A 22,951-nucleotide genomic window follows, 5' to 3' on the forward strand; every position below is an offset into this window, starting at 1 on the left:
TCGTTCAATGACGGAAAAAGATTTTCTGCCCGGACCTTATGAAAATCTGCCTGCCGAAGGCAAGTTTACCTGGAAAGCACCTAGCAATATTGCATTGGTGAAATATTGGGGCAAAAAACCGGTTCAGATTCCTGCCAATCCTTCCATAAGTTTTACGTTGGATGCTTGCGCTACCACCACATCGGTCACTTTTGAAAAGAAGGAAATGACAGGGGATTTTTCTTTTGATCTTTTATTAGATGGGAAGCCCAAGGAAGATTTTAAGCCGAAGATCCATACTTTTTTTGAGCGGGTAGAAGCGTATTTGCCCTTTCTGAAGGATTATCATTTTACCATAGAAACGTCCAATTCCTTTCCTCACAGCAGCGGTATTGCCAGTTCAGCCAGTGGCATGGCGGCCCTTTCCCTTTGTTTGTTGAATATGGAAAGAGGCATGATGCCCAATATGAGTCAACAATACTTCAATGTCAAGGCCTCCTTTTTGGCCCGATTGGGATCAGGAAGTGCTTGCAGAAGTATAGAAGGTCCTTTGATCGAGTTTGGGGAACATGACCATATTCCTGGAAGTTCCAATTTGTACGGGATGCAATATCCTTTTGAGGTAGATGGTGTTTTCAAAACCTTCCAAGACACCATTCTGTTGGTACATAAGGGCGAAAAGCAAGTGAGTAGCACGGTGGGCCACCAACTGATGCATGGACATCCGTATGCCGGAAACCGGTTTCAACAGGCTCTACAAAATATGGATGCCTTAAAACCCATTTTTGCCAATGGGGATTTGGATGGATTCATCAAATTGGTTGAGAGCGAGGCACTGACACTTCATGCCATGATGATGACCAGTATGCCCTATTTCATGTTGATGAAACCTGATACGTTGGCCATTATTCATAAAATCTGGAGTTTTAGGGAAGCCACCCAAGTACCGGTATGTTTTACCCTGGATGCAGGTGCCAATGTACATGTGTTGTACCCCGATCATGTAAAGGAAATAGTCCATCGATTTATTGATGAAGAATTGGCGATGCACTGTGAAAATGGCCATTACATCCATGATCAGGTAGGTCTTGGTGCCCAAAAAATAAATAGCTAAAACTGAGACGGTAAGCACTTTTTTTACGTTCTTTGCGTCGCTTTTTGTCAAAAAGTACAATTTGAAAGATCAAATAGTTTTGTTTATCGTATTTTTTTAAAAATTAAACAAAATAGTTTGTATCTTAGTGTAAGCATATGAAAGGTCCACTATTCTATTCAAAGATTTTACTTTTCGGGGAGTACGGTATCATCAAAGATTCCAAAGGACTTTCCATTCCCTATAATTTTTTCAAAGGAGCATTGAAATGGGACAACAATCACTCTGAGATGGCCCAAAAATCCAATGCAAGCTTGAAAGCTTTCGCGGCATATCTGAAGAATTTGGAAAACCAGGACAAGGATTTGGTTTCCTTTGATATGGAAGCCATGGAAACTGATATTGCCAACGGAATGTATTTTGACAGTTCCATTCCCCAAGGTTATGGTATTGGAAGTAGTGGGGCCTTGGTGGCTGCCATTTACGATCGTTACGCCAAGGACAAGATTACCGTTCTTGAAAATTTGACCCGGGACAAGTTGCTACAATTGAAAAGGATTTTTGGTAAAATGGAATCTTTTTTCCATGGAAAATCTTCAGGGTTGGATCCTTTGAACAGCTACCTGAGCTTGCCCATTTTGATCAATTCCCAAGATAATATCGAATCTACCAGTATTCCTTCCCAAAATACCAATGGTAAGGGTGCCGTGTTTTTGTTGGACAGTGGAATGACAGGGGAAACAGCTCCCATGGTACAGATTTTCATGGAGAAAATGAAACAGGAAGGTTTCCGTAACATGGTCAAGAACCAGTTCATCAAACATACCGATGCCTGTGTGGAAGATTTTTTGAACGGAAATGTAAAATCCCTTTTCGGGAACTTGAAACAGCTTTCCCACGTGGTTTTGGACCATTTTAAACCTATGATCCCAGCCAAGTTCCACCAACTGTGGAAGCAGGGCATCGAAACCAATGATTACTACCTAAAACTATGCGGATCTGGAGGTGGAGGTTACATTTTAGGCTTTACCGAAGATTTGGAAAAGGCCAAAAAAGCACTGAAAGGCTATAACTTAGAGGTAGTATACAACTTCTAAAAGCAATCCCATGCTTAGTAGAAAAAACAAACTCCTGCTTTTTAAGCTATTGAGTCTGTTTTCTGTGGTTCGCGGGTATAATATTTTGGTGATTACCCTAGCCCAATATTTGGCATCCATCTACATTTTGGCGCCGGAAACACCCTTGCGAAAGGTAATTTTCGACCTCAACCTTTTTTTGATCGTTACCGCTTCGGCACTGGTCATCGCAAGTGGCTATATCATCAATAATTTTTACGATGCGGAAAAAGATCTAATCAACAAGCCCACCAAAAGTATGCTGGACCGCTTGGTGAGCCAGAACTTTAAGCTTACTACTTATTTTATCCTGAACTTTTTAGCGGTATTCGCGGCCAGTTATATCTCATTTAGGGCGGTTCTGTTCTTTTCGGCCTATATTTTTGGAATTTGGTATTATTCACATCGACTGAAACGAATACCTTTTTTGGGCAACCTGGTTTCGGCCACTTTGGCCATTGCTCCCTTTTTTGTGGTGTTCGTGTATTACCACAATTTTAAAACAGTCATTTTTGTACATGCCCTTTTTCTTTTCCTGTTGATATTGGCCCGGGAAATGATCAAGGATATGGAGAGCATGGCCGGGGATATGGCCCAAAATTATAGGACCATTCCCATCATTTATGGTCCCAGAACATCAAAAATGTTGATTACGTTTCTGGTTCTTCTGACTTTGGTTCCTGCCTTTCTGTTGATCAAGATTTTTGATGTGGGGTACATGTACCTCTATTTTGCGGCTAGCATCATTTTGTTGATTGTTTTTCTGGTGTTGCTCTGGAAGGCCGAAGGCAAAAAGCACTACGTTTGGCTGCACAATATTTTGAAATTTATCATCGTGGCTGGGGTGATCAGTATTCTCTTGATCAATGTGGACGTGGTCTTGAACCGAATTCTGTAATTATTTGTCCCCGAGGTTTTTTGGACCTGAAAAAGACTACATTTGCAAAAAATTGATGACTGATGACGAGATCAGACAATAACCGAAAAGGTAAACCTTCAAGAAGCGGCCGTGAAGGGGGCAATTCCCCAAAACCATACGGCAAAAAATTTGCCCCAAAACCCAAAAAGGCAGTTCCACCAAAAAAATCCAATCCCGATGAGATCCGCTTGAACCGATACATTGCCAATGCCGGTATTTGTTCCCGAAGGGAAGCGGACACCTATATCGCCGCCGGTAACGTAACAGTGAACGGCAAACCTGTCACCGAAATGGGTTACAAGGTAAAACGTTCTGATGATGTCCGTTTTGATGGCAAAAGGCTCAGTATGGAGAAGAAGGAATACATCCTGCTGAACAAACCCAAAAACTTTATCACCACCACCAGCGACGAAAAGGGGAGACGCACCGTAATGGAATTGATTTCCAGTGCCAGTAACGCCCGTTTATTGCCTGTGGGACGGTTGGACCGGAATACCATGGGCCTGTTGCTCTTTACCAATGATGGTGACTTGACCAAAAAGCTCACCCATCCCAAGCATGGCGTGCGCAAGATTTATCATGTGCATTTGGACAAGAGTTTGAGCGTTGCCGATCTTCATAAAATTGAAGCAGGCCTGGAACTGGAAGATGGTCCGATCGAGGTGGACAGCATCAGTTTTATCCAAGGAGCCCCTAAGAGGGAATTGGGTATTGAAATCCACAGTGGTCGTAACCGGATCGTACGCCGCATCTTTGAACATTTAGGCTACGAAGTGACCAAACTGGACCGTGTGATCTTTGCCGGTCTTACCAAAAAAGATCTACCAAGAGGCCATTGGCGTCATTTGACCGAGCAAGAGGTAATCAATTTGAAGATGATCAAGTAACCTTAGGGAACAACGCTATCCTTCATCGTCACTGACATATTCCAAAATATCCCCGGGCTGGCAGTCCAGGGCCTTACAAATGGCTTCCAACGTACTGAAGCGTATGGCCTTAGCTTTGCCTGTTTTTAGAATGGAAAGGTTGGACAAGGTGAGCCCCACAATTTCTGAGAGTTCGTTCAATGACATTTTTCGCTTTGCCATCATCACGTCCACGTTTACAACAATCGGCATAGCTTAAATGGTTAGGTCGTTTTCAGATTTCATGTCCACGGCATTTTGCAATATTCTTTCCAATACGGCTATGGCGGTTGCCACTGCGATACAGATAAAAGTGGTCAGGATACACATGCCCAGAAAACCGGCAGGATCATCATCTTTGTGATGGAAAAACATAATGTAAAGTCCGGCCAATACAATTAGGATGCCCGATGCAATGGCGCAATAGCGAATGCTTCTCAACATTTTGATGGAGTTGGTGGAGAACAGTTTTTCCTGAGAAATATATCCGAGCAGTTTAAACGCTTTGTATAGGGCTATAAAAAAGGCGATGGAGGAGGCATACCCATACAAAATGAAAGGGTCGGAATAAATGCTGAACAAATCCAGATTTTGGGCTCTTCCTTCCATCATCGGAAACCGGATCAAAAGGAAAAGGGCCAAAATTCCGATGAGCACCACAACACCTTGAAGAAATAGAATAGATGTTTTTTTCATGATGAATACTTTGAATACGATATTTCAAAAGTAAATATATTTATTGAAAAACAGTAAATAAAAATTGAAAAACAATAATTATAGAATGGATATCGATGAAGGCTGCCAATATTCCTTATTGATTATGCAAGGTTGTTTTGTGTAAAATGCCCTATAAAATCACCGATTAAACCAATAGGTCATCTTTAAGGTCAACGACCATACCTTTCCTTCCAGTGGCGACAATTGTTCGTTGCTGTTGAATACCAAGAACAGGTCGGATGCTGGAGTATATCGCCACTGAAACCGTGAATTGAGGCTAAAGTTTCGGCTCTGCTCGTTGTACTGGAACAGGTTGGACCAAAATAATTTGTTCGTAAAGGTAATATAGGCCTCTGTACCCACGAGCCAAAAATCGGTGGTATACCAAGGACTGGGCAGATCCAGATTGTTATAGCTCAAAGTAGCTCCCAGACTCACATAGGGCTGAAAGCGGTACCCTAGTTGAGCGTTCAGGTTCGTACGATAGCCACTTGAAAAATAACGTCCCAAACGACTTGAAAATGAATAGGTAAAAAGACTTTTGGGTTTTGAACTGTACTCCATGTAAACGCCGTTCCAATGGTGACGTGTTCCGGCGGCCAATTCTTCTTGATCCGTATTGGTGGGATCAAAAGGAGCCAAAAGTTCCACATATTCGTTAAAGAGGTTGAGGTTAAAGGAACTTCGGTTTAAAAAATTGACTTGATATCCCAAAATACTCACATAGTCGGTGGAATGCATGCTGGGATCAAAAAAGTATTGCCCCGTAAAAGTGGGGCCATGGCTGACCACCGTTTCACTTGCCGGAAGAAACAGATAGCCGGCCGAACCATTGAACTTGATGTAATTGTTCCTCGGTACAAAACCCACTTCGGACACAAAATTCTCCGAAATATATTCCTGTTGCACACGCCAGTTCCATTGTCTACTGCTGTATGCCAAATGGGCCCCTTGTGCAAAACCGTTTTCCTTGGATTCTGGCCCAAAGGATTTGAGCATGAAAAGTTTCCCTGTGTACTTATTGTCACTGGATGCCAAGTTGTATTCCAACCCAAGGTTTCGGTTGAACTTGGTATAAGTGGTCTTTAAACTATCGGCCAAGGCATCATAATCCATAGATTCTTTATTGACGAACATCAGGCCGATGTTGGAACGTGAAAACACCTTTTGCTGCAAGGATAATACCGCAAAGTTTTGGCTAGGCAATCCGGTCTCGTCCACTTTTTCCGTCTGCATGTCCATAAGGCCCAAGCGGAGGTTCCGGTTGAGGTTGCCACTGACCCGAGCACCCGCAATAATGGGGACCCCCAAACCAATACGGCGTGAAAAGAACGGACGTATGGTCTCGTACCCAAAACTGGAGAACAGATCCGCATTTTCAAGGAAAAACTGCCTTCTTTCAGGAAAAAAGAGTTCAAAACGGGTCAAGTTGGCCACTTGACGGTCCACATCCACCTGCGAAAAATCCGGGTTGATGGTTAGGTCAAGGTTCAAGGAAGAGGAAAGTCCCAACTTTACATCGCCACCCACCTTGAAGTCGTTGTCATACGTAATACCATCAATGCTTGAATCACCAACCGTTCCCAACACATAAGGAATCAGGGAATAGTTGAGTCCTTGATCTGGGGGTGGATTGTCCCAAACCAGATTACCTGTAAACGCCAAAGACGCCGTTGGGAATTGCCTGGGAATGGGTGTCCAGCTCGACTTTTCATTGGTGCTGATATCCAAACGGGAAAAGTTGATGCCCCATTCCTTGACCCCTTTTTCATAACGGATGGATTTAAAAGGAATGGCCATTTCCACCACCCATTTGTCTTCGTAATGTTGTACTTCCGAAACCCATTTACTGTCCCAGTTCAGGTCCACACTGCCCCCGTTGGACATGGTGCCGTCCCATTGCGCGCCATAGGCATTGGCCCCAAAACTGAATCCGGTGGTCTGGTTGTTGAAGGGGTCCATGAACAACAGAAAATTATCGTTGCCCCCAAAATTGAAATCCCTTCGTAGCGACTCCACCACATAGGTGTTCCCAGGGGTTTTGAAAAAAGTGGCCAGGAGGTACAGGTGTTTGTCGTCATAGGCCATTTTTACCTCCGAAGGTTGGGTAGCCTTGCGGTCGTCCATTGGGAGTACCATAAAAAAGTCGTTGGCGGGCTCTGCCGTTTGCCAGGTGGCTTCGTCTCCCTTGCCATCTATGGTAAAGTTTTCTTCGGTTTTTTGAATATGTATGTTATAGGCTGCATTTTTCTTTTGGGCAAAGGAGTAGACACCAAAAAGCAGCAAGGCCAATAGGAGTGCAGGGGATTTCAAGTATGGGTCGGTCATTTTTAGTTTGTACGCTAAAAATAAGAAATTACTCGGTTTTATAATGATAAATCAAGAAGAGTATAATTTTTTTGGTTTTGGATTGAGGGATTGGTAAAAAAATACTTTTATTGGAGATGATGTGTTTAGGGTAATGGTGCTTATAGCCATTGTTGGGAGTAGTTATTTTATTTTTAGTTGATATTTGTTTTCACAATCTAAACAGTCAACCAAATTATTTTCAATTCGGTATTCAGTCCCTAAGTATTCAGATTTTTCCCTCTTAAATTTGAAAATCAATTTGTTGTCGGTCAATTTATATGTTCCAATGTTTTCACTTTCACAACTTGCATCATAGGTGTATGCAAAGAATTTCCCGTTGTCATATAGTTTTATTTTGATGTAAACTGGGTCATTTCCCTCTATCAGATTAATCTCTTTCCCATAATTAATTAGCATTATTATTTGCCTCAAGAAAATAGAGAGGAAAAAGAAAAATAATACCATTGAGATTATTCCAATCCTATATTTTTTCCATTTCGAATAGAAAATCCAAGAGTTAATAAACAATCCAATACCAAGTAGAATAAAAAATATCCAAGTTCTGAGTAGCATTATTTGTTCAGGGTCACAAATGGCTCCATTCCCAGGGATTTTCATATCTATCAATAGAAAACCCAAAAGAAGAAACAATAAAACTGTAATCACTTGTCCGATTATAATTAATATACTCTTTAACTTCATTTGGAAATTCGGTTTTCTAATTACACCAACTACCGGTAAGTGAAGTTAACCATTCAAAACCAAAAATTTCCGTGTAATTGAATGGATGGTGTTTTTGGATTAAAGAGGTTCTCCAAAACAAAAATCCCCAACACCTGTGCTGTGTGGGGAATCCTTTTTTCAAACAAAACTCAGCTATTCAACTTTGCTTCGGCTCTTGGGTTTGCGGTTTTTGGCCGTATTGTTCCAAGAATTTCTTTTGCATGTCCAGCATGCGTTTCTGGATTTCGTCCAGATCCATAAAGTCCTTGCCAATGGGGCTTTCAAAGAAATCCTCTTTAAAAAACCGTTGGGTGAACAGGGAATCATCGGCAAAAAAGCTGTGAAAATCCTCCTCATTGAACGGAGAAAAGTCGCCCGAAAACCTTGAGGTGAAGGACTGCAACAAACTATCCTTGTCCATGCGATCCAATTTATCGGCATAATCCGAAGAGGACCAGGTGTAAATGGAGTCGTACCGGATCAGGTTACCGTCCTTGTCAAATTCACGGTTTACTTTCCAGTTGCCCTTGGGCTGTTCTTGGGTCACACTGGCTGCATCTGCTTTTTTGTCATCGGGCTTGTTTTGCCCATTGCAACCAAAGCAGATCAGGGAGCTTAAAAGGAGAAAGGCTATATTCTTCATATCCCAAACATTTATGGTTAAACAATTCTTTTCATGTGTGTTCTTTCATTTATTAAGAGAAAAAGAGGCCAAATTTTGGCCTCTTTTTTAAGATATTTTAATGCTCCGGGCAGGTTTTTGTACTGCCTCATCTTTTTTGGGCAAATGGATGCTTAACAGGCCTTCTCTGTACTCCGCTTTGATCTTATCCTCGTTCACCGTTTCGGGTAGCGAAAAAGAACGCCTGAAAGAAGCATATCCAAACTCCCTGCGTGTGTAATTTTGTTCGGTTTCCTGATTTTCATTTTGGGTCTCCGCACTTATGGAAAGTACTTGGTTGTCCAGATCAATCGAGAAATCCGATTTTTTCAATCCAGGTACCGCCATGTCCACATAATAGGAATCCTTGGTTTCCCTAATATTCACCTTTGGAAGGGTAATTCCAGTATTAAAATTTGAAGTGAACACTGTGGGGAGTTCCCTGTTAAAAAGCTCGTCGATCCAAGAGGACCACATAGGGAAGGTTAGGCCATTTGAATTTGGTTTTGCCACACTTCCATTCTTTGTTGCAACTAGATTACTCATAACTGCTAAATTTTAGTTAGACAATAATTCAAATTTTCAATAGGCACATGACAAAAAAAATGCCAAACAGTTTCAAAGGGAATCTGTTCGGATTCATTTTTACGGAATTTTAAGACTCTGAAGGTAAATTTGTTAAACTGATGTTGTAAAAAAATGTCAAACTGACATTTCGAAGCTTAAAAATGACAGCCTCAAAGTGTCATGGTGTATTGTCCATTTCTTGAAAGAGTGTCCATTGGTTGGGGTCCAGTACAATATCATCAGGTCGGTCCTTTGTTTTGATCTCGAAACTTTGGGACCGTTCTTTCACCTCAATGGTTTCCGCTGTGGTCTGCCCATTCTTGACCAATCCGATTTCCAAAGGAAATTGAAACACATGGTGATCCTGTATTTGCTCCAAATGGAAGATGACCTTCCCTTTTTTATACTCCCAGTTCCATTTTAATTGAGGGTGTCCTTTGGTGAACAACCATTGTTGGAAGAAAGCCTCTAAATCTTGGCCTGATGCCTCTTCCATCACATGACGGAAATCGTCGGTAAGGGCATTGCTGTTTTGGTAGGTAGCATAATACTTTTGAATGCCTTCCCAAAAGGTATGGTTGCCCAACTTATGACGCAGCATGTTCAATACCCAACCTCCTTTTTGGTAGGTGTTGGTGCTCAGAACCTTCATGGGGTCTTTGATGGTGAGGTCTACGATCGGGGATGGATTTTTGAGGTAGTATTCAAAAATCTCTTTTTTGTCAATGGCCAATTCCTCTTTTCTTCGCTCGTCGCCATACACGCTTTCCAAATAAAGAATGCAGAAATAGGTGGCAAACCCCTCGCTGAGCCATACGTGGTTCCAGCTTTTTTCGGTAGCCGAATTCCCAAACCATTGATGGGCAATCTCATGGGCGATCAAGGGCTCCACAGTTTTGTTCCTGGTCACGGAATTCTCAAAATAGGCAATAGTACCTGCATTTTCGAGTCCACCCCACTGCGTCTTGGCCTGCATATTGGCCAATTTGGCATACGAATAGGGGCCGATGTGATTGATGAAATACTCCAGAACGTCCTTCGCCACGGTATAATCGCCAAAGCCTTCCAATCGGTTCTGTGGGTATACCCATGCGGAAACCTCAATGTTGTGCACTTCACCAACCACCCTTGATGCAAATTCGGTCACCCCAATGGTCATGACCTTGGTGGCCACGGGGGCCGGTTCTTGGTAAATGGTGAGTTTGTACCCGTTCTCCAGATTGCTCTCTTCCTGTTTTTTGCCGGTTGCCACCACATCATAATGGTCGGGAGCGGTAATACGGAACTCCACACTTGCTTTATCATACGGATGATCCACGGAGGGAAGCCAGTGCCGCGCTAAATTGGGCCAGTTGTCTCCAAAAAAGGAACGTTTTCCAAATTTGGTCGTAGAAATGACGAGGCCCCGCTCGGGAATGCCGCGGTATTTTATGGTATAGGTCTGGGTGTTGCTTTCGGAAGTAGTGGGAACAATGTTGATTTTGTTATCCGCATAGGAATAATTGGCAGGTGTAGTGCCTTCCAAAACTTCGGTGACTTCCATACCAAATTCCCCCGATTTTTGAATGAGGTCCAAGGAAAAAGGAACAGCTTCCGATTTGAAGGAAACCGTAATCTCTGCCTCACCCTTTATTTCGTTGTTTTCATCGTTCAAGCTAAGTCCGAAAACGTAGTTTTGAATATCTACGGATTCATTTTTGGGATAAAGATCTTGGGCATTTCCTAAGAGAGAAACCAAGGCAAAAGCCAGAAGGGAGGTTAGAATTTTTTGTTGCATAACGAAACCACTACAATTGATGGTTCAAGATACAATTTTGGGCAAGAGCTTTTGTAATTTTTGTGCGGAACTGAAATTCCTTAAGGATTTTCAGAAGTAGGCGAGAATAAGCAATTACCTATAGCCATTGTTGTGCCAGGTTATTTTTTATTGATATATACATCTTCAACTTCGTCCATCAAATACAATTGATCCAGTTCCGTGTTTATTTTTGCAAAATCCCTTTTGAAGAACAGTTCAATAAATTTTTTTGGTACTTCTTCATTGTCCGATTCTGTCATATAGAGTTTAACTTTCCGATTCGGAATATTTGGATTGTCTGTCTCTAAATGAGTTCCAAGTCCAATAATGAATTGATAGGTGTCGTCCGTATTTGGTGCAATACTAACCGAAAGATATTTTGAGTCATTTTTGCTTAAAACCTCCAAATCGGGCATATTGAAGTCCATTGAGTTAAATTCCTTCTCGTAATTACTTTTCCAGTTCACATTATTAAAGTCCGAAATGTGTTTTTCCAATGAAGTTTTTCCCAAAAGTTGGTATAAGTCAGTTTCTAATTCCGTTGTGTGAATTCTTGAGACAAACTCATTTTTCATATTATGCCCGTTTGTGTTTTCCGATTTATTTTTTTTACAAGAAAAAACGAAAGTTGCAAGAATTAAAATCCAAAATAAGTGTTTTTTCATAATGGGGTACAACGTTCTAAGATATGATTCCTTTTAAGACTTCGACTACACTCAGTGCAGAGTGAATTGTATCGACCGATACTGAACACCATGTCTGCAAAAGGCAGGAGTTCAGCACAGGTAAGTTAAGTTAGCGTTTTTTACGAACCCAGCACCTTCTCCATTTTCTCCTTTATCTGCTCCAAACACAGATTCCCTAAACTGCCTTCATGGGTATGCTCAATGTCCTTTTTGGGTTTAAAATTGCCATTTTCAATGGCCTTGCCCATAGTTTTATAGGCATCTCGGAACGGCATTCCACTTTTTACGAGTTCGTTCAAGGTGTCCACACTGAAGAGATAATCGTATTTAGGGTCGTCCAAAATCTTGGGGTTCACCTTAATTTCCTTCAAACTAAAGGTCATCAGTTCCAAACAGGCCTGCATGTCCTGCAAGGCGGGTACAATCACTTCCTTCACCAATTGAAGGTCACGGTGGTAGCCACTGGGCAAATTATTGGTGATCAAGGTGAGTTGGTTGGGTACTGCTTGAATCTTATTACACTTGGCACGGATCAACTCGAACACATCGGGATTCTTTTTATGCGGCATGATGCTGCTGCCCGTGGTCAATTCATTGGGGAATGAAATAAAATCAAAGTTCTGGCTCATGTACAGACAAATGTCCATCGCCATTTTGGATAGGGTGGCAGCCACGCTGGAAATGCCAAAAGCAGCAGCTTTTTCTACTTTCCCGCGTCCCATTTGGGCGGCTACCACATTGTATTTTAAGGTCTCAAAACCCATTTCCGTAGTAGTGAACGTTCTATCTATAGGGAAGGAACTTCCGTAACCAGCAGCACTTCCCAAGGGATTTTGATCTGCGATTTTATGGGCGGCCTGTACAAAGTACAGGTCATCAATCAAGCTTTCGGCATAGGCAGAAAACCAAAGCCCAAAAGAGGATGGCATGGCAATCTGAAGGTGGGTATAGCCTGGCAAAAGCACGTTCTGGTGTTTTTCGGCAAGCTTCATCAACAGGTCGAACAGCGATTTTACCTGCTCCCTGATTTCGGTAAGTTCTTCTTTCAGGTACAATTGCATGGCCACCAAAACTTGGTCGTTCCTGGATCGTGCCGAGTGGATTTTTTTACCGGTATCGCCCAAATTTTCGGTCAGGATGAATTCGATTTTAGAATGCATGTCCTCAAAATCGTCCTCAATGGTGAAATTACCCTTTTCGATATCCTTACCGATTTCACCTAACGCCTTTACCAAATCCTTGGCTTCTTCTTCGGTGATCAAACCCACCTTGCCCAACATTTTGGCGTGTGCGGTGGATGCGATCACATCGTATTTGGCGAGTACCAAATCTAGTTCGCGGTCGTTGCCCACGGTAAAATGGTCTATTTTTTTATCGGTGCTAAAACCTTTGTCCCAGAGTTTCATACTTTTCAATTGTCATTTAACAATTAACAATGTACAATGGCTGAATGTAAATTGGTAATTGATTATTGTTCATTGTTTATTGTAAAAATCCTGAAAGGATTTTAATATACAGGTCGATGCCTTCCTCAATTTCATCCACAAAAATGAATTCGTTGGCAGAGTGGGAACGCGTGCTGTCGCCAGGTCCCAGTTTCACCGATTGGCAACTCAATGCCGCCTGATCGGACAACGTAGGAGAACCATAGGTTTTTCTACCCAACGCCAGACCGCTTTTTACCAAGGCATGGTTGGGATCAATGCAGGATGAATTCAAGCGTAACGAGCGAGGTGTCATTTTGCAGGGGGCCTCTCGTTGCAACCTATCTGAAATTTCCTGGTTGGTATAACAGTCGTTCACCCGAACATCCACTACCAAATCCACTTGCGCGGGAACCACATTATGTTGTTTTCCAGCGTTGATCTGGGTAACAGTCATTTTAACTTCACCCAAAGCTTCGGAAATCTTTTCAAACCTATAATCCTTGAACCATTGCAACACGGGAATGGTGTTGTAAATGGAATTGTTGTCGTTCGGATGTGCAGCGTGTGAAGGCGTACCTTCTACCACGGCATCAAAGACCACAAGACCTTTTTCGGCAATGGCAAGATCCATCAAAGTGGGTTCGCCAACCACGGCCACGTCAATTTTTGGAAGGATGGGCAATAGGCCGCGCAAGCTTTTATCGCCAGCATCCTCTTCTTCCGCAGTTGCCGCCATGATGATGTTATGGCTCAACCCTTCCTTGTCGTAAAAATGAACAAAGGTGGCCAACAACGAAACCAGGCATCCACCTGCATCGTTGCTGCCCAAACCGTACAACTTACCATCTTCAACATGAGGATAAAAAGGATCTTTGGTGTAGGCGCTGTTCGGTTTTACCGTATCGTGGTGCGAATTGAGCAAAAGGGTAGGCTTGCTTTCATCAAAATACTTATTGAAAGCATAGATGTTGTGATACTGGCGTTCCGTTTTTATGCCAAAACCCTGCAAGAAGGCTTCAATGGCATCCCCTGTTTTGTCCTCTTCACCAGAAAAGGAAGGGATGGAAATGAGCTCTTTCAGTAGTGCTATGGCTTTTTGGGTCAATATGTCTTGGGATATCGTCATAAAGTAAGGGTCGTATATTCCACATTGCTCTGATCGAGCATTTCACTGTTCCCCACACAAACTTTCGCTACATGGTTGCGCAAAGCGTAGAAGCAATTGTGCAATTTGGGGAGCATTCCATCGGCAATGATACCATAGGCCAAAAGCTCATCATAGGTCTTGGAATCGATGTGTTTGATCACCGAATTTTCATCCTCCACATCCTGTAAAACCCCTTTTTTCTCAAAACAGTAATACAGGGTGGTTTCGAATTGTTCGGACATGGCAATCGCCAATTCGGCGGCAATGGTATCAGCATTCGTGTTGAGCAATTGCCCTCTTCCGTCATGGGTCAAGGCACAAAAAATAGGGGTAAATCCGGCTTGTAGCAACTTGAAAATGGCATAGGCATTTACCTTGTCCACATCGCCCACCAAACCAAAATCCACTTTTTTAATGGGTCTTTTGTGTGCTTGGATCGTATTGGCATCGGCACCACTCATACCTATGGCATCGGTTCCTAGAGCCTGTAGTTTGGCTACGATATTTTTGCTCACCAAACCGCCATAGACCATTACGGCAATGTCAAGGGTTTCCGGGTCCGTAATCCTTCTTCCGTTAACCATTTGGCTTTCAATACCCAGTTTGTTGCCTAGTTCGGTTGCTTTTTTGCCACCGCCGTGCACCAAAATTTTATTCCCTTCCATTTTGGAAAATAGGCCCAGCACATGTTCAAACCCTTTAGGGTCTTCTATGAGGTTGCCTCCTATTTTTATTACGGATAGTTTTTGTTTCATTCTATGTGTTTATTATGCCCCCATCAATGGTTATCGCAGTCCCGGTGATCCAGGAACTTTCCTCCGATACCATAAATAGCGCCAGCTTGGCTATATCTTCTGGAGTACCCAATCTTTTCAATAACGTTGCTTTTTCTGCTTTGGCCACAGCCGTTTCCGGGTTTTCAAAGGCCTTGGCCGATTCCCACAGCAGCGGGGTGTCCACTGGTCCAGGACAAATGGCATTCACCCGAATCTTTGGGGCGTACTCCACGGCCAGTTGTTTCATCAATGCAATGGCTCCAGCTTTTGATGCGCAATACGCTGGATGGTTAGGAAAACTCTTGAATGCCGCTATGGAAGCATTGATCAAAATGTGTCCCCCAGCCCCTTCTTTCAAGTGAGGCAATCCATACTTACAAAGATAAAATATGGAACTCAAATTCGTGTCGAGGGTCTTGTGCCAAGTGTCGATTTCCAACGCTTCAACGTATCCTAACCCAAGAATGCCCGCATTCAAAGAAAGGATGTCCAACTGACCAAAGGTTTCCATGGCCAATTGTACCAATTGTTCGTTATAGATAGGATCTGTTACATCGCCAGCCAAAAAAATGGAATTGCCCAATTGCTTTTCCAGGTTTTGGCCCCGTTCCCTATTTTGACCGGATAACACAAGCTTGGCACCTTCCGAAGAAAATGTTTCGGCAATGGCTTTACCCATTCCGCTTGTTGCACCCGTTACAATACAGACCTTATCCTTTAATTTCATTTGTTCTGCTCCAAAATCTTTTTCAATACAATCTGGGCCGAAAAAATCCGGTTTTTGGCCTGTTCGGCCACCAAGGATTGTGTTCCGTCCAACACAGCATCTTCCACCACTATGTTTCTACGAACGGGCAAACAATGCATGAATTTGGCCTTTCCCAATTTTTCCTCTGTCATGGTCCAGTTCAAATCTTTGTTCACCACTTTGCCGTAATCGGCATAATTGCTCCAGTTTTTCACATAGACAAAATCCGCATTTTCAAGGGCCTTTTGTTGGTCATGCTCAATTTGGCAGCCTTCCGTGATTTCCGGATTCAATTCATATCCCTTTGGATGGGTGATGACAAATTCCGCATCTTGCAGTTTCATCATCTGTACAAAGGAATTGGCAACTGCATGGGGCAATGCCTTTGGATGTGGTGCCCAGGACAAAACCACTTTGGGTCTTGCTTTTTTCTTGTTTTCTGCCATGGTGATGGCGTCTGCCAAGGCCTGAAGGGGGTGCCCCACGGAACTTTCCATATTCACCACCGGAATAGAAGCATATTTGGCAAACCCGTTGATCACTTCCTCTGCTTCGTCTTTTGCTTTGTCCACCAAACCAGCAAATGCCCTGAGCGCTACAATGTCGCAATATTGCGAAACCACCTGGGCCGCTTCTTTGATATGTTCCGATGTGCCTTGGTCCATAATAGTACCATCTCCATATTCCAAGGCCCAACCCTCGTTGCCAAAATTCATGACCATGACTTCCATTCCAAGGTTCATGGCCGCTTTTTGGGTGCTTAAACGGGTCCGTAGACTGTTATTGAAAAATAATAGGCACAAGGTTTTGCGTTTGCCCAAATCCTCAAATTGATAGGGGTCTTTTTTTAGGTTGATTGCTTCCTCCACCCAATCGGGGAGGGAGTCGATATCGTTTACTGATAAATAGTGCTTCATTTCAATGCTTTTTTGAGCGCGTCAAAGAATAGATCGATGTGTGCCTTGGTGATGTTCAATGCCGGTAAAAATCGCAGCAACTTTTTGTTGTTGGCGCTACCCGTGAACATATGGTAGTCATAGATCAGTTTTTTGCGCAGTTCGGCTACCTCAAAATCAAATTCTAGCCCGATCATCAGACCTTTACCCTTTACTTTGATGATTTCGGGAACCTCGGTCGCTTTTTCCCTGAAATAGATTCCCAATTCCGAAGCATTCTCAATCAAGTTCTCGGATTCCAATACTTCCAATACGGCCAAACTTGCCGCACAGGCCAAATGGTTACCACCAAAAGTGGTGCCCAAAAGTCCGTAGGAAGGTTTAAAGGATTCATGGATCAACACCCCGCCCACAGGGAAACCGTTGCCCATCCCTTTGGCGATGGAAATAATATCGGGCTGGATGCCGTGATGCTGAAACCCGAAGAATTTTCCACTTCTTCCATAGCCAGATTGTACTTCATCGGCAATCAAAACCACATTGTTTTCCTTGCATTTTTCGGCAATGAATTGGTAAAATGCAGTAGTCGGTTCATCCAAGCCACCCACTCCTTGAATGGCCTCCAAGATCACGGCACAATAGGAATCAGAGGTAATGGCTTTTTCAAAGGCCTCAAAATCGTTCAACGGCAAAAAAGTAACTTCTTGCTGTAAATTGATGGGTGCATTGATCTTTGGGTTGTCCGTAGCGGCCACAGCCGCAGAGGTACGTCCATGAAAACTGTTCTTGAATGCAATTACCTTGGCTTTTCCGGTGTGAAAGGAAGCCATTTTCAAGGCATTTTCATTCGCTTCGGCCCCTGAATTACACATGAAAAGGTCATAATTCTCACAGCCGGACAGTTTGCCCAATTTTTCTGCCAATGCTTGTTGCACAGGATTTTGTACGGAGTTGCTGTAAAAGGCAATTTTCTCCAATTGATCCTCAATGCGCTTAACATAATGTGGGTGCGTATGGCCGATAGAAATTACGGCGTGACCGCCATAGAAATCCAGATATTTTTGTCCTTTGTCATCCCAAACCTCAATACCCTTTGCGGACACTGGGGTTACATCATAAAGTGGGTATACGTCGAATAATTTCATGGTCATCCTTTTCTGATATGGCTGATTTTTTCATAGGAACTCACAATGCCCTTGATCAAAGAGGAACTTAAACCTTGGTGTTCCATTTCGTTCAAGCCTTCAATGGTGCACCCTTTGGGTGTGGTCACTCTATCGATTTCCTCTTCGGGGTGGCTACCTGATTCGATCAAAAGACTAGCGGCCCCATTGCAGGTATGCATGGCCAGTTCTTGGGCTTCCTTGGCATCGAACCCTAATTGAATGGCGCCTTGGGTAGTGGCACGGATCAAGCGCATCCAAAAGGCAATACCACTGGCGCAGATTACCGTGGCGGCCTGCATTTGATCCTCGGGAATTTCCAAAGTATGCCCCATACGGTTAAAGATAGCCTTGGCCAAATCAATACGTTTTTTGCCCAATTCGTTGCTGCAAATACAGGTCATGGACTTGCCCACGGAAATGGCTGTGTTGGGCATACTGCGGATAATGAATTTATCCGTACCGATGCTATTTTCAATCTTTGGGATGCTGTACCCGGTGATGGTGCTGATGATCACATGTTTTTCGGTCAACAGGTCCTTGCTTTGCTCCAGCAAGGTTGTAAAATGACCGGGCTGGACGGCGAAAATCAGAATGTCGGAATTTTTTATGGCCTCCAAATTATCAGAGGTCACGGTCACATTCCCGTATTTTTCCCAATCTTTGATGGATTTGGTGTTCCTTTTGGTGAGGTACATGGTGGTGGCCCCATTGCTATGTAAAATCCCTTTGGCAATGGCCAAGCCCAAGTTCCCTGCTCCTATGATGGCTATTTTCATATTTTTCTTGTTTGTCATTCCCGCACTTCGCTTTGCTCAGCATAAACTCCAGCGGGAATCCATTTATGTGATTGTTTAATCCTTCGACTCCGCTCAGGGTTCGTGTTTAAAATACCCCAGCTTTTAACAACAGGCCTTCGGTTTCTGGAAAGCCGAACATTAGATTCATATTCTGTACCGCCTGTCCAGAGGCGCCTTTCAACAAATTATCGATGGCTGAGGTCACCAACAAAAGATCATCATGCTTATGCAAATGGATATGGCACTGGTTGGTGTTCACCACTTGCTTCAGGTTGATTTCCTCTTCGGACATGTGGGTGAAAACTGCATCTTTATAAAAAGCTGCATATAGTTTTTTGGCATCATCCAACGAACCTTCAAACTGGGTATAGGCTGTGGCCAAAATTCCTCTTGTGAAGTTGCCGCGATTCGGTAAAAACATCAATTTGCCCACTGCATTGCCAAAAGATTTCAAACTTTCCCCAATTTCACCCAAATGTTGATGGGTAAAAGGTTTGTACCATGAAACATTGTTGTTCCTCCAACTGAAATGCGAGGTAGCGGACAATCCTACACCTGCACCAGTGCTACCTGTTACAGCATTCACATGGATCTCATGGTTCAACAAATCTGCTTTGGCCAAAGGCAACAAGGCCAATTGAATAGCTGTGGCAAAACAACCGGGATTGGCTATCGCTTCTGCAGATTGAATGGCAGACTTGTTCAGTTCCGGAAGCCCATAGATAAAACGCTTACCATTAAAAATGGAATCGGCCTGCAACCTGAAATCGTTGCTCAAGTCGATGATCTTGGTGCTTGCCGAGAAAGGATTTTCATTCAAAAATGCCGTGGAATTTCCATGGCCCAAACAAAGGAATACTACATCCACATTCGGATTTACTTCACCGGAAAAATTCAAATTGGTCATCCCCAAAAGGTCTGGGTGTGCTGAGGAAATTGGTTTTCCGGCCCTTGTGGTGCTATATACAAAGTCGATTTCGGCATGGGGATGGTTGAGCAGAATTCGAATCAACTCTCCCCCCGTGTATCCTGAACCGCCAATGATTCCCGTTTTAATCATAATCTTGATTTACGTGGTTTGCAATTTTTCCCGAGTTGGACAAAATCTTGATGAAGCCCTTGGCGTCATCAGCGGTCCAACCTTTGTTCATTTCCCCATAACTTCCGAAGGAAGCGTTCATCAAATCGTGTTCGGATGAAATCCCGTTCAATTCGAAACGGTATGGGTAAAGGGTCACAAAAGCATCGCCTGAAACGTGTTTTTGGGAGTCGGCCAAAAAGGCCTCGATGTTGCGCATTACTTCATCCAAATAATGGCCCTCGTGTAACAACATGCCATAAAAACTGGACAATTGCTCTTTTTGGAACTGTTGCCATTTACTCAAGGTGTGTTTTTCCAACAAGTGATGTGCCTTGATGATGATCAATGGAGCAGCGGCTTCAAAACCGACCCTACCTTTGATCCCGATGATGGTATCACCCACGTGGATATCCCTGCCGATGGCATATTTGGAAGCGATTTCCGATAGCTTTTCAATATTGGCCACTGGATGGTTCTCTTCGCCATCAATAGCCACCAATTCCCCTTTTTTGAAGGTGAGTTTCACCTCTTTTGGAAGTTCCTTTTCCAACTGGCTCGGATAGGCACTGTCAGGCAAGGATAGATGAGAGGTCAAGGTTTCAGAACCACCAACAGATGTTCCCCAAAGTCCCCTATTGACAGAATACTTGGCTTTCTCCCAAGGATAATCGATGCCGTTTTCCTTTAGGTATTCGATTTCTACTTCCCTGGCCAATTTTTTGTCTCGGATAGGGGTGATGATCTCAATTTCTGGGGCCAATATCTGAAAGATCATATCGAACCTTACTTGATCGTTACCCGCTCCGGTACTGCCATGTGCAATATATTTGGCGCCGATTTTTTTGGCGTGTTTTACAATTTCCAACGCCTGTACAATCCGTTCCGCACTTACAGAAAGGGGATAGGTATTGTTACGAAGTACGTTTCCGAAGATGAGGTATTTTACCACAGTATCGTAAAAAGTGGAAACCGCATCGATGGAGGTATAGGTGGTAGCTCCCAAGGCAAGGGCCTTTTTCTCGATTTCTTTGATTTCCTCTTTGCTGAAGCCTCCCGTATTCACACTTACTGCATGCACTTCAAACCCTTCGTCCTGTGAAAGGGATTTGGCACAGTATGAGGTATCCAATCCGCCGCTATAGGCTAAAACTAATTTTTTCATTTTATAATTCTTTAAATTCAGTGTCAGTTCTCGAATGGGTTTGGACTGATACTTATTTTTGTTTCTTTTTAAGGAAAAGGTTCTCTTTTATCCGTTTTAATCTTTGAAAAACCTTTGAATCTATTTTTCTAGGGTCCGTTTTTTTGGCATTGGGGTCGTACAACATGCCGGTACAAAGGCACATTTTTCTGTCTGTACGGGTCAGGATATCGAAATTTTTACAGGTTTGGCAACCTTTCCAAAATTCGGGATCGTCCGTTAATTCAGAAAACGTAACGGGTTTGTAGCCCAGTTCATAGTTCATCTTCATCACGGCCAGGCCTGTGGTAATTCCGAAAATTTTGGCATCGGGGAATTTTTTTCTGGATAGGTCGAACACGGCCTTTTTGATCTGTTTGGCCAATCCTTGGTTTCGGTAATCGGGGTGTACGATCAATCCGGAGTTGGCAACAAAATCCTTGTTGCCCCAAACTTCGATATAACAAAACCCGGCGAACTTATCTCCATCCAAAGCAATAATGGCGTTGCCATTCTGCAACCTTTTCATGATATACTCAGGGGTACGTTTGGCAATACCGGTTCCGCGGACCTTGGCAGATTCGGCTATGGTGTCACAGATGATCTGTGCGTATTTAAAATGTGATTCGTTAGCAACTACAATATCCATTGCAAGCGTTTAAACTGTAATAAAATAATAAATTGTTGATTGTATTTTGCGGAAATGGACTCACCTATTTCCAATAGAAGAATTGCACCCTTACGGGCGGCGACGGGGGCTAAATGGACTGATGGGAGCGGGTACGCTCAACGTAAATGCTATGTATTCTTGTCCTTTCATTAGGGCGATAAAAGTACAAATTAATTCCAATAAGCCTAGGAATGGGTGCTATTTTTTGAAGAAATATAACTTTTTTGACCCTCTACCTATCATTTCATAAATAAAATAGCCGATCACCAAAATGTATTCAATGGCCAATAACCAAAGATGCTCCTTGTAATCCACATTTGCATAGGCTTGATAGCTCAAAATGACCATCAGCGACCAAACCAGTGGAAACCGGAGGGATGAAAAGATGGAAATTCCCATGAGGAATACCACATACCATGGGTGCACAGTACTGGTCAAAATGTAATAACAGGAGAGCGCCAAAACCATGGAAGTGATGGTAGTGGGAAAATTTTGGTTCTTTCGGAAGAAGGTAATCAATAGAGTGATTACGATTACAATTTTTGTGATGAGGGCTCCATAGGTATCGATGAGTTCCCAAGGTTTGGCCTCATAATAGGTCACTGCAATTTTCTTGACTATGTTATAGATTCCTGCATTGAATTCAAAGTTGGAAAACCAGAGTTTTAGGGTCTCTGCATAATTATCGATGAATACTGGGGAATAAAACGGAAGGAGCAATGCCAAGCAGCCCACTATGGTGAGTGCATAAAATCCGATACTTTTTTTGAAGCCAAGGTATTTTAGTAGAATAGGCAACAATGACAAGGGCACCAGTTTTACCATGATGGAAACAGCATAGATCGGTGCTGCCCAAACCCATTGCTGTTTGGCGAGCAGATAAAGCGACCAAACAAAGAAAAACAACATGACCCCTTCAAAATGAAGGTTGCCCGTAAGTTCTATGATGACCAAGGGATTTAAAAAGTACCAAAAAACCATGTGGTTGGCTTGGTTAAGTTGTTGGAGCAACTTCCTTCCGAAGTAAACCACCCCAAGGTCCGCCAAAATGATGATCAATCGCATGGCGATCATGGATCCCAAAACACTCCCCCCGCCCAAAAGGGCCGAAAGGGTAAAAAGGATTTGATTCACCGGAGGGTAGTTGCTAAAATGGCGGGCATTGAGTTCGCTCATGCCCGCATGTAGTTCCTGCATGTTAGCAATGACGACCTTGCCTTGTTCCATCAACTGGTCCGGGGTGTACAGGTAGGGGTTGATACCGTTCTTGATCAATTCCCCATCCCAAATAAAGCGGTAAAAGTCTTGGGAAAGATTCGGTTCCGCAATCAAAAAAACCAATCGGAAAAGGATACCTATCACCAAAAGGAACTTAAAGTTCCACTTTTCAAACTGCATGATCTTGTAGTACAGAAAAAACAATGCACCAAAAAGCATGAACAGTTTTACAGTATCCGTTCGGACGAGGTCATAGGCAAAAGAGGCGTAGAACAGGATACTGGCGATAGCAAAAAGTATCGGGTATCTGTGCAGTCGCCAATAAGATTGCAT

23 protein-coding genes are annotated in these 22,951 nt (G+C 43.1%); 4 read left to right on the forward strand and 19 right to left on the reverse strand.

The features are described from left to right. The first annotated feature begins 7 nt into the window (after positions 1-7). The 4 genes from D2V05_RS11760 (at position 8) to D2V05_RS11775 (ending at position 3,993) form a co-directional block, all read left to right on the forward strand. On the forward strand, positions 8-1,093 hold the full coding sequence (locus D2V05_RS11760; RefSeq protein WP_119647848.1) for a diphosphomevalonate decarboxylase: 1,086 nt from the start codon (positions 8-10) through the stop codon (positions 1,091-1,093). A gap of 137 nt (positions 1,094-1,230) precedes the next feature. After that, entirely contained in the window at positions 1,231-2,169 is a 939-nt protein-coding gene (locus tag D2V05_RS11765) for a mevalonate kinase family protein (RefSeq protein ID WP_119647849.1), read from the forward strand. Positions 2,170-2,179: 10 nt separating this feature from the next. Then, positions 2,180-3,085 (forward strand): geranylgeranylglycerol-phosphate geranylgeranyltransferase, encoded by a 906-nt coding sequence (locus D2V05_RS11770; protein WP_119647850.1) that lies wholly within the window; start codon positions 2,180-2,182, stop codon positions 3,083-3,085. A gap of 62 nt (positions 3,086-3,147) precedes the next feature. Continuing rightward, positions 3,148-3,993, forward strand: coding sequence for a pseudouridine synthase (locus D2V05_RS11775; RefSeq protein WP_119647851.1), 846 nt, complete (start codon positions 3,148-3,150; stop codon positions 3,991-3,993). A 15-nt stretch (positions 3,994-4,008) separates the two neighbouring features. On the opposite strand, the gene D2V05_RS11780 is transcribed toward D2V05_RS11775, so the two are convergent. The 19 genes from D2V05_RS11780 to mptB all read right to left on the reverse strand — a co-directional run bounded on the left by D2V05_RS11780 (position 4,009) and on the right by mptB (position 22,951). Beyond that, positions 4,009-4,224, reverse strand: a complete 216-nt coding sequence (locus D2V05_RS11780) for a helix-turn-helix domain-containing protein (RefSeq protein ID WP_119647852.1) — start codon at positions 4,222-4,224, stop codon at positions 4,009-4,011. A gap of 3 nt (positions 4,225-4,227) precedes the next feature. After that, the gene (locus D2V05_RS11785; protein ID WP_119647853.1) at positions 4,228-4,707 is read right to left on the reverse strand and encodes a DUF2975 domain-containing protein; all 480 of its coding nucleotides are present in this window, start codon (positions 4,705-4,707) and stop codon (positions 4,228-4,230) included. A gap of 159 nt (positions 4,708-4,866) precedes the next feature. Beyond that, complete coding sequence (locus D2V05_RS11790) at positions 4,867-7,056, reverse strand: DUF5916 domain-containing protein (RefSeq protein WP_119647854.1); 2,190 nt, start codon at positions 7,054-7,056, stop codon at positions 4,867-4,869. Between the two features lie 162 nt (positions 7,057-7,218). Beyond that, positions 7,219-7,779 (reverse strand): hypothetical protein, encoded by a 561-nt coding sequence (locus D2V05_RS11795; protein WP_119647855.1) that lies wholly within the window; start codon positions 7,777-7,779, stop codon positions 7,219-7,221. Positions 7,780-7,957: 178 nt separating this feature from the next. Continuing rightward, positions 7,958-8,443, reverse strand: a complete 486-nt coding sequence (locus D2V05_RS11800; protein ID WP_119647856.1) for a hypothetical protein — start codon at positions 8,441-8,443, stop codon at positions 7,958-7,960. Between the two features lie 87 nt (positions 8,444-8,530). Then, positions 8,531-9,007, reverse strand: a complete 477-nt coding sequence (locus D2V05_RS11805) for an Hsp20/alpha crystallin family protein (RefSeq protein ID WP_119647857.1) — start codon at positions 9,005-9,007, stop codon at positions 8,531-8,533. 199 nt (positions 9,008-9,206) lie between these two features. After that, positions 9,207-10,805: a M1 family metallopeptidase gene (locus tag D2V05_RS11810; protein ID WP_119647858.1), complete on the reverse strand. Its 1,599-nt coding sequence runs from the start codon at positions 10,803-10,805 to the stop codon at positions 9,207-9,209. Positions 10,806-10,945: 140 nt separating this feature from the next. After that, positions 10,946-11,401 carry a hypothetical protein gene (locus D2V05_RS11815; RefSeq protein ID WP_220473550.1) on the reverse strand — a complete coding sequence of 152 codons (456 nt, stop codon included), beginning with the start codon at positions 11,399-11,401 and terminating at the stop codon, positions 10,946-10,948. Between the two features lie 230 nt (positions 11,402-11,631). Then, positions 11,632-12,918 (reverse strand): argininosuccinate lyase, encoded by a 1,287-nt coding sequence (gene argH / locus D2V05_RS11820; protein WP_119647860.1) that lies wholly within the window; start codon positions 12,916-12,918, stop codon positions 11,632-11,634. Between the two features lie 76 nt (positions 12,919-12,994). Beyond that, positions 12,995-14,065, reverse strand: a complete 1,071-nt coding sequence (locus tag D2V05_RS11825) for a M20 family metallo-hydrolase (protein ID WP_119647861.1) — start codon at positions 14,063-14,065, stop codon at positions 12,995-12,997. Beyond that, on the reverse strand, positions 14,062-14,841 hold the full coding sequence (argB, locus tag D2V05_RS11830) for an acetylglutamate kinase (protein WP_119647862.1): 780 nt from the start codon (positions 14,839-14,841) through the stop codon (positions 14,062-14,064). The genes D2V05_RS11825 and argB overlap by 4 nt, the downstream gene beginning before the upstream one ends. A 1-nt stretch (position 14,842) precedes the next feature. Then, positions 14,843-15,589, reverse strand: coding sequence for an SDR family NAD(P)-dependent oxidoreductase (locus tag D2V05_RS11835; protein ID WP_119647863.1), 747 nt, complete (start codon positions 15,587-15,589; stop codon positions 14,843-14,845). After that, the gene (locus D2V05_RS11840; RefSeq protein WP_119647864.1) at positions 15,586-16,527 is read right to left on the reverse strand and encodes a Rossmann-fold NAD(P)-binding domain-containing protein; all 942 of its coding nucleotides are present in this window, start codon (positions 16,525-16,527) and stop codon (positions 15,586-15,588) included. Before D2V05_RS11840 ends, D2V05_RS11835 begins: the two co-directional genes overlap by 4 nt. Continuing rightward, positions 16,524-17,651, reverse strand: a complete 1,128-nt coding sequence (locus tag D2V05_RS11845) for an aspartate aminotransferase family protein (RefSeq protein WP_119647999.1) — start codon at positions 17,649-17,651, stop codon at positions 16,524-16,526. Before D2V05_RS11845 ends, D2V05_RS11840 begins: the two co-directional genes overlap by 4 nt. 2 nt (positions 17,652-17,653) lie before the next feature. Beyond that, the gene (proC, locus tag D2V05_RS11850; RefSeq protein ID WP_119648000.1) at positions 17,654-18,448 is read right to left on the reverse strand and encodes a pyrroline-5-carboxylate reductase; all 795 of its coding nucleotides are present in this window, start codon (positions 18,446-18,448) and stop codon (positions 17,654-17,656) included. A 106-nt stretch (positions 18,449-18,554) separates the two neighbouring features. Beyond that, positions 18,555-19,529 (reverse strand): N-acetyl-gamma-glutamyl-phosphate reductase, encoded by a 975-nt coding sequence (gene argC, locus D2V05_RS11855; RefSeq protein WP_119647865.1) that lies wholly within the window; start codon positions 19,527-19,529, stop codon positions 18,555-18,557. Next, positions 19,522-20,712 carry an argininosuccinate synthase gene (locus D2V05_RS11860; RefSeq protein WP_119647866.1) on the reverse strand — a complete coding sequence of 397 codons (1,191 nt, stop codon included), beginning with the start codon at positions 20,710-20,712 and terminating at the stop codon, positions 19,522-19,524. The genes argC and D2V05_RS11860 overlap by 8 nt, the downstream gene beginning before the upstream one ends. A gap of 52 nt (positions 20,713-20,764) precedes the next feature. Continuing rightward, a complete protein-coding gene (locus tag D2V05_RS11865) occupies positions 20,765-21,379 on the reverse strand; it encodes a GNAT family N-acetyltransferase (RefSeq protein WP_119647867.1) in 615 nt (204 codons plus the stop codon). A gap of 219 nt (positions 21,380-21,598) precedes the next feature. Then, positions 21,599-22,951, reverse strand: coding sequence for a polyprenol phosphomannose-dependent alpha 1,6 mannosyltransferase MptB (gene mptB / locus D2V05_RS11870; RefSeq protein WP_119647868.1), 1,353 nt, complete (start codon positions 22,949-22,951; stop codon positions 21,599-21,601).

This window comes from Flagellimonas pelagia (assembly GCF_003584135.1).
GTDB classification, from domain to species: domain Bacteria; phylum Bacteroidota; class Bacteroidia; order Flavobacteriales; family Flavobacteriaceae; genus Flagellimonas; species Flagellimonas pelagia.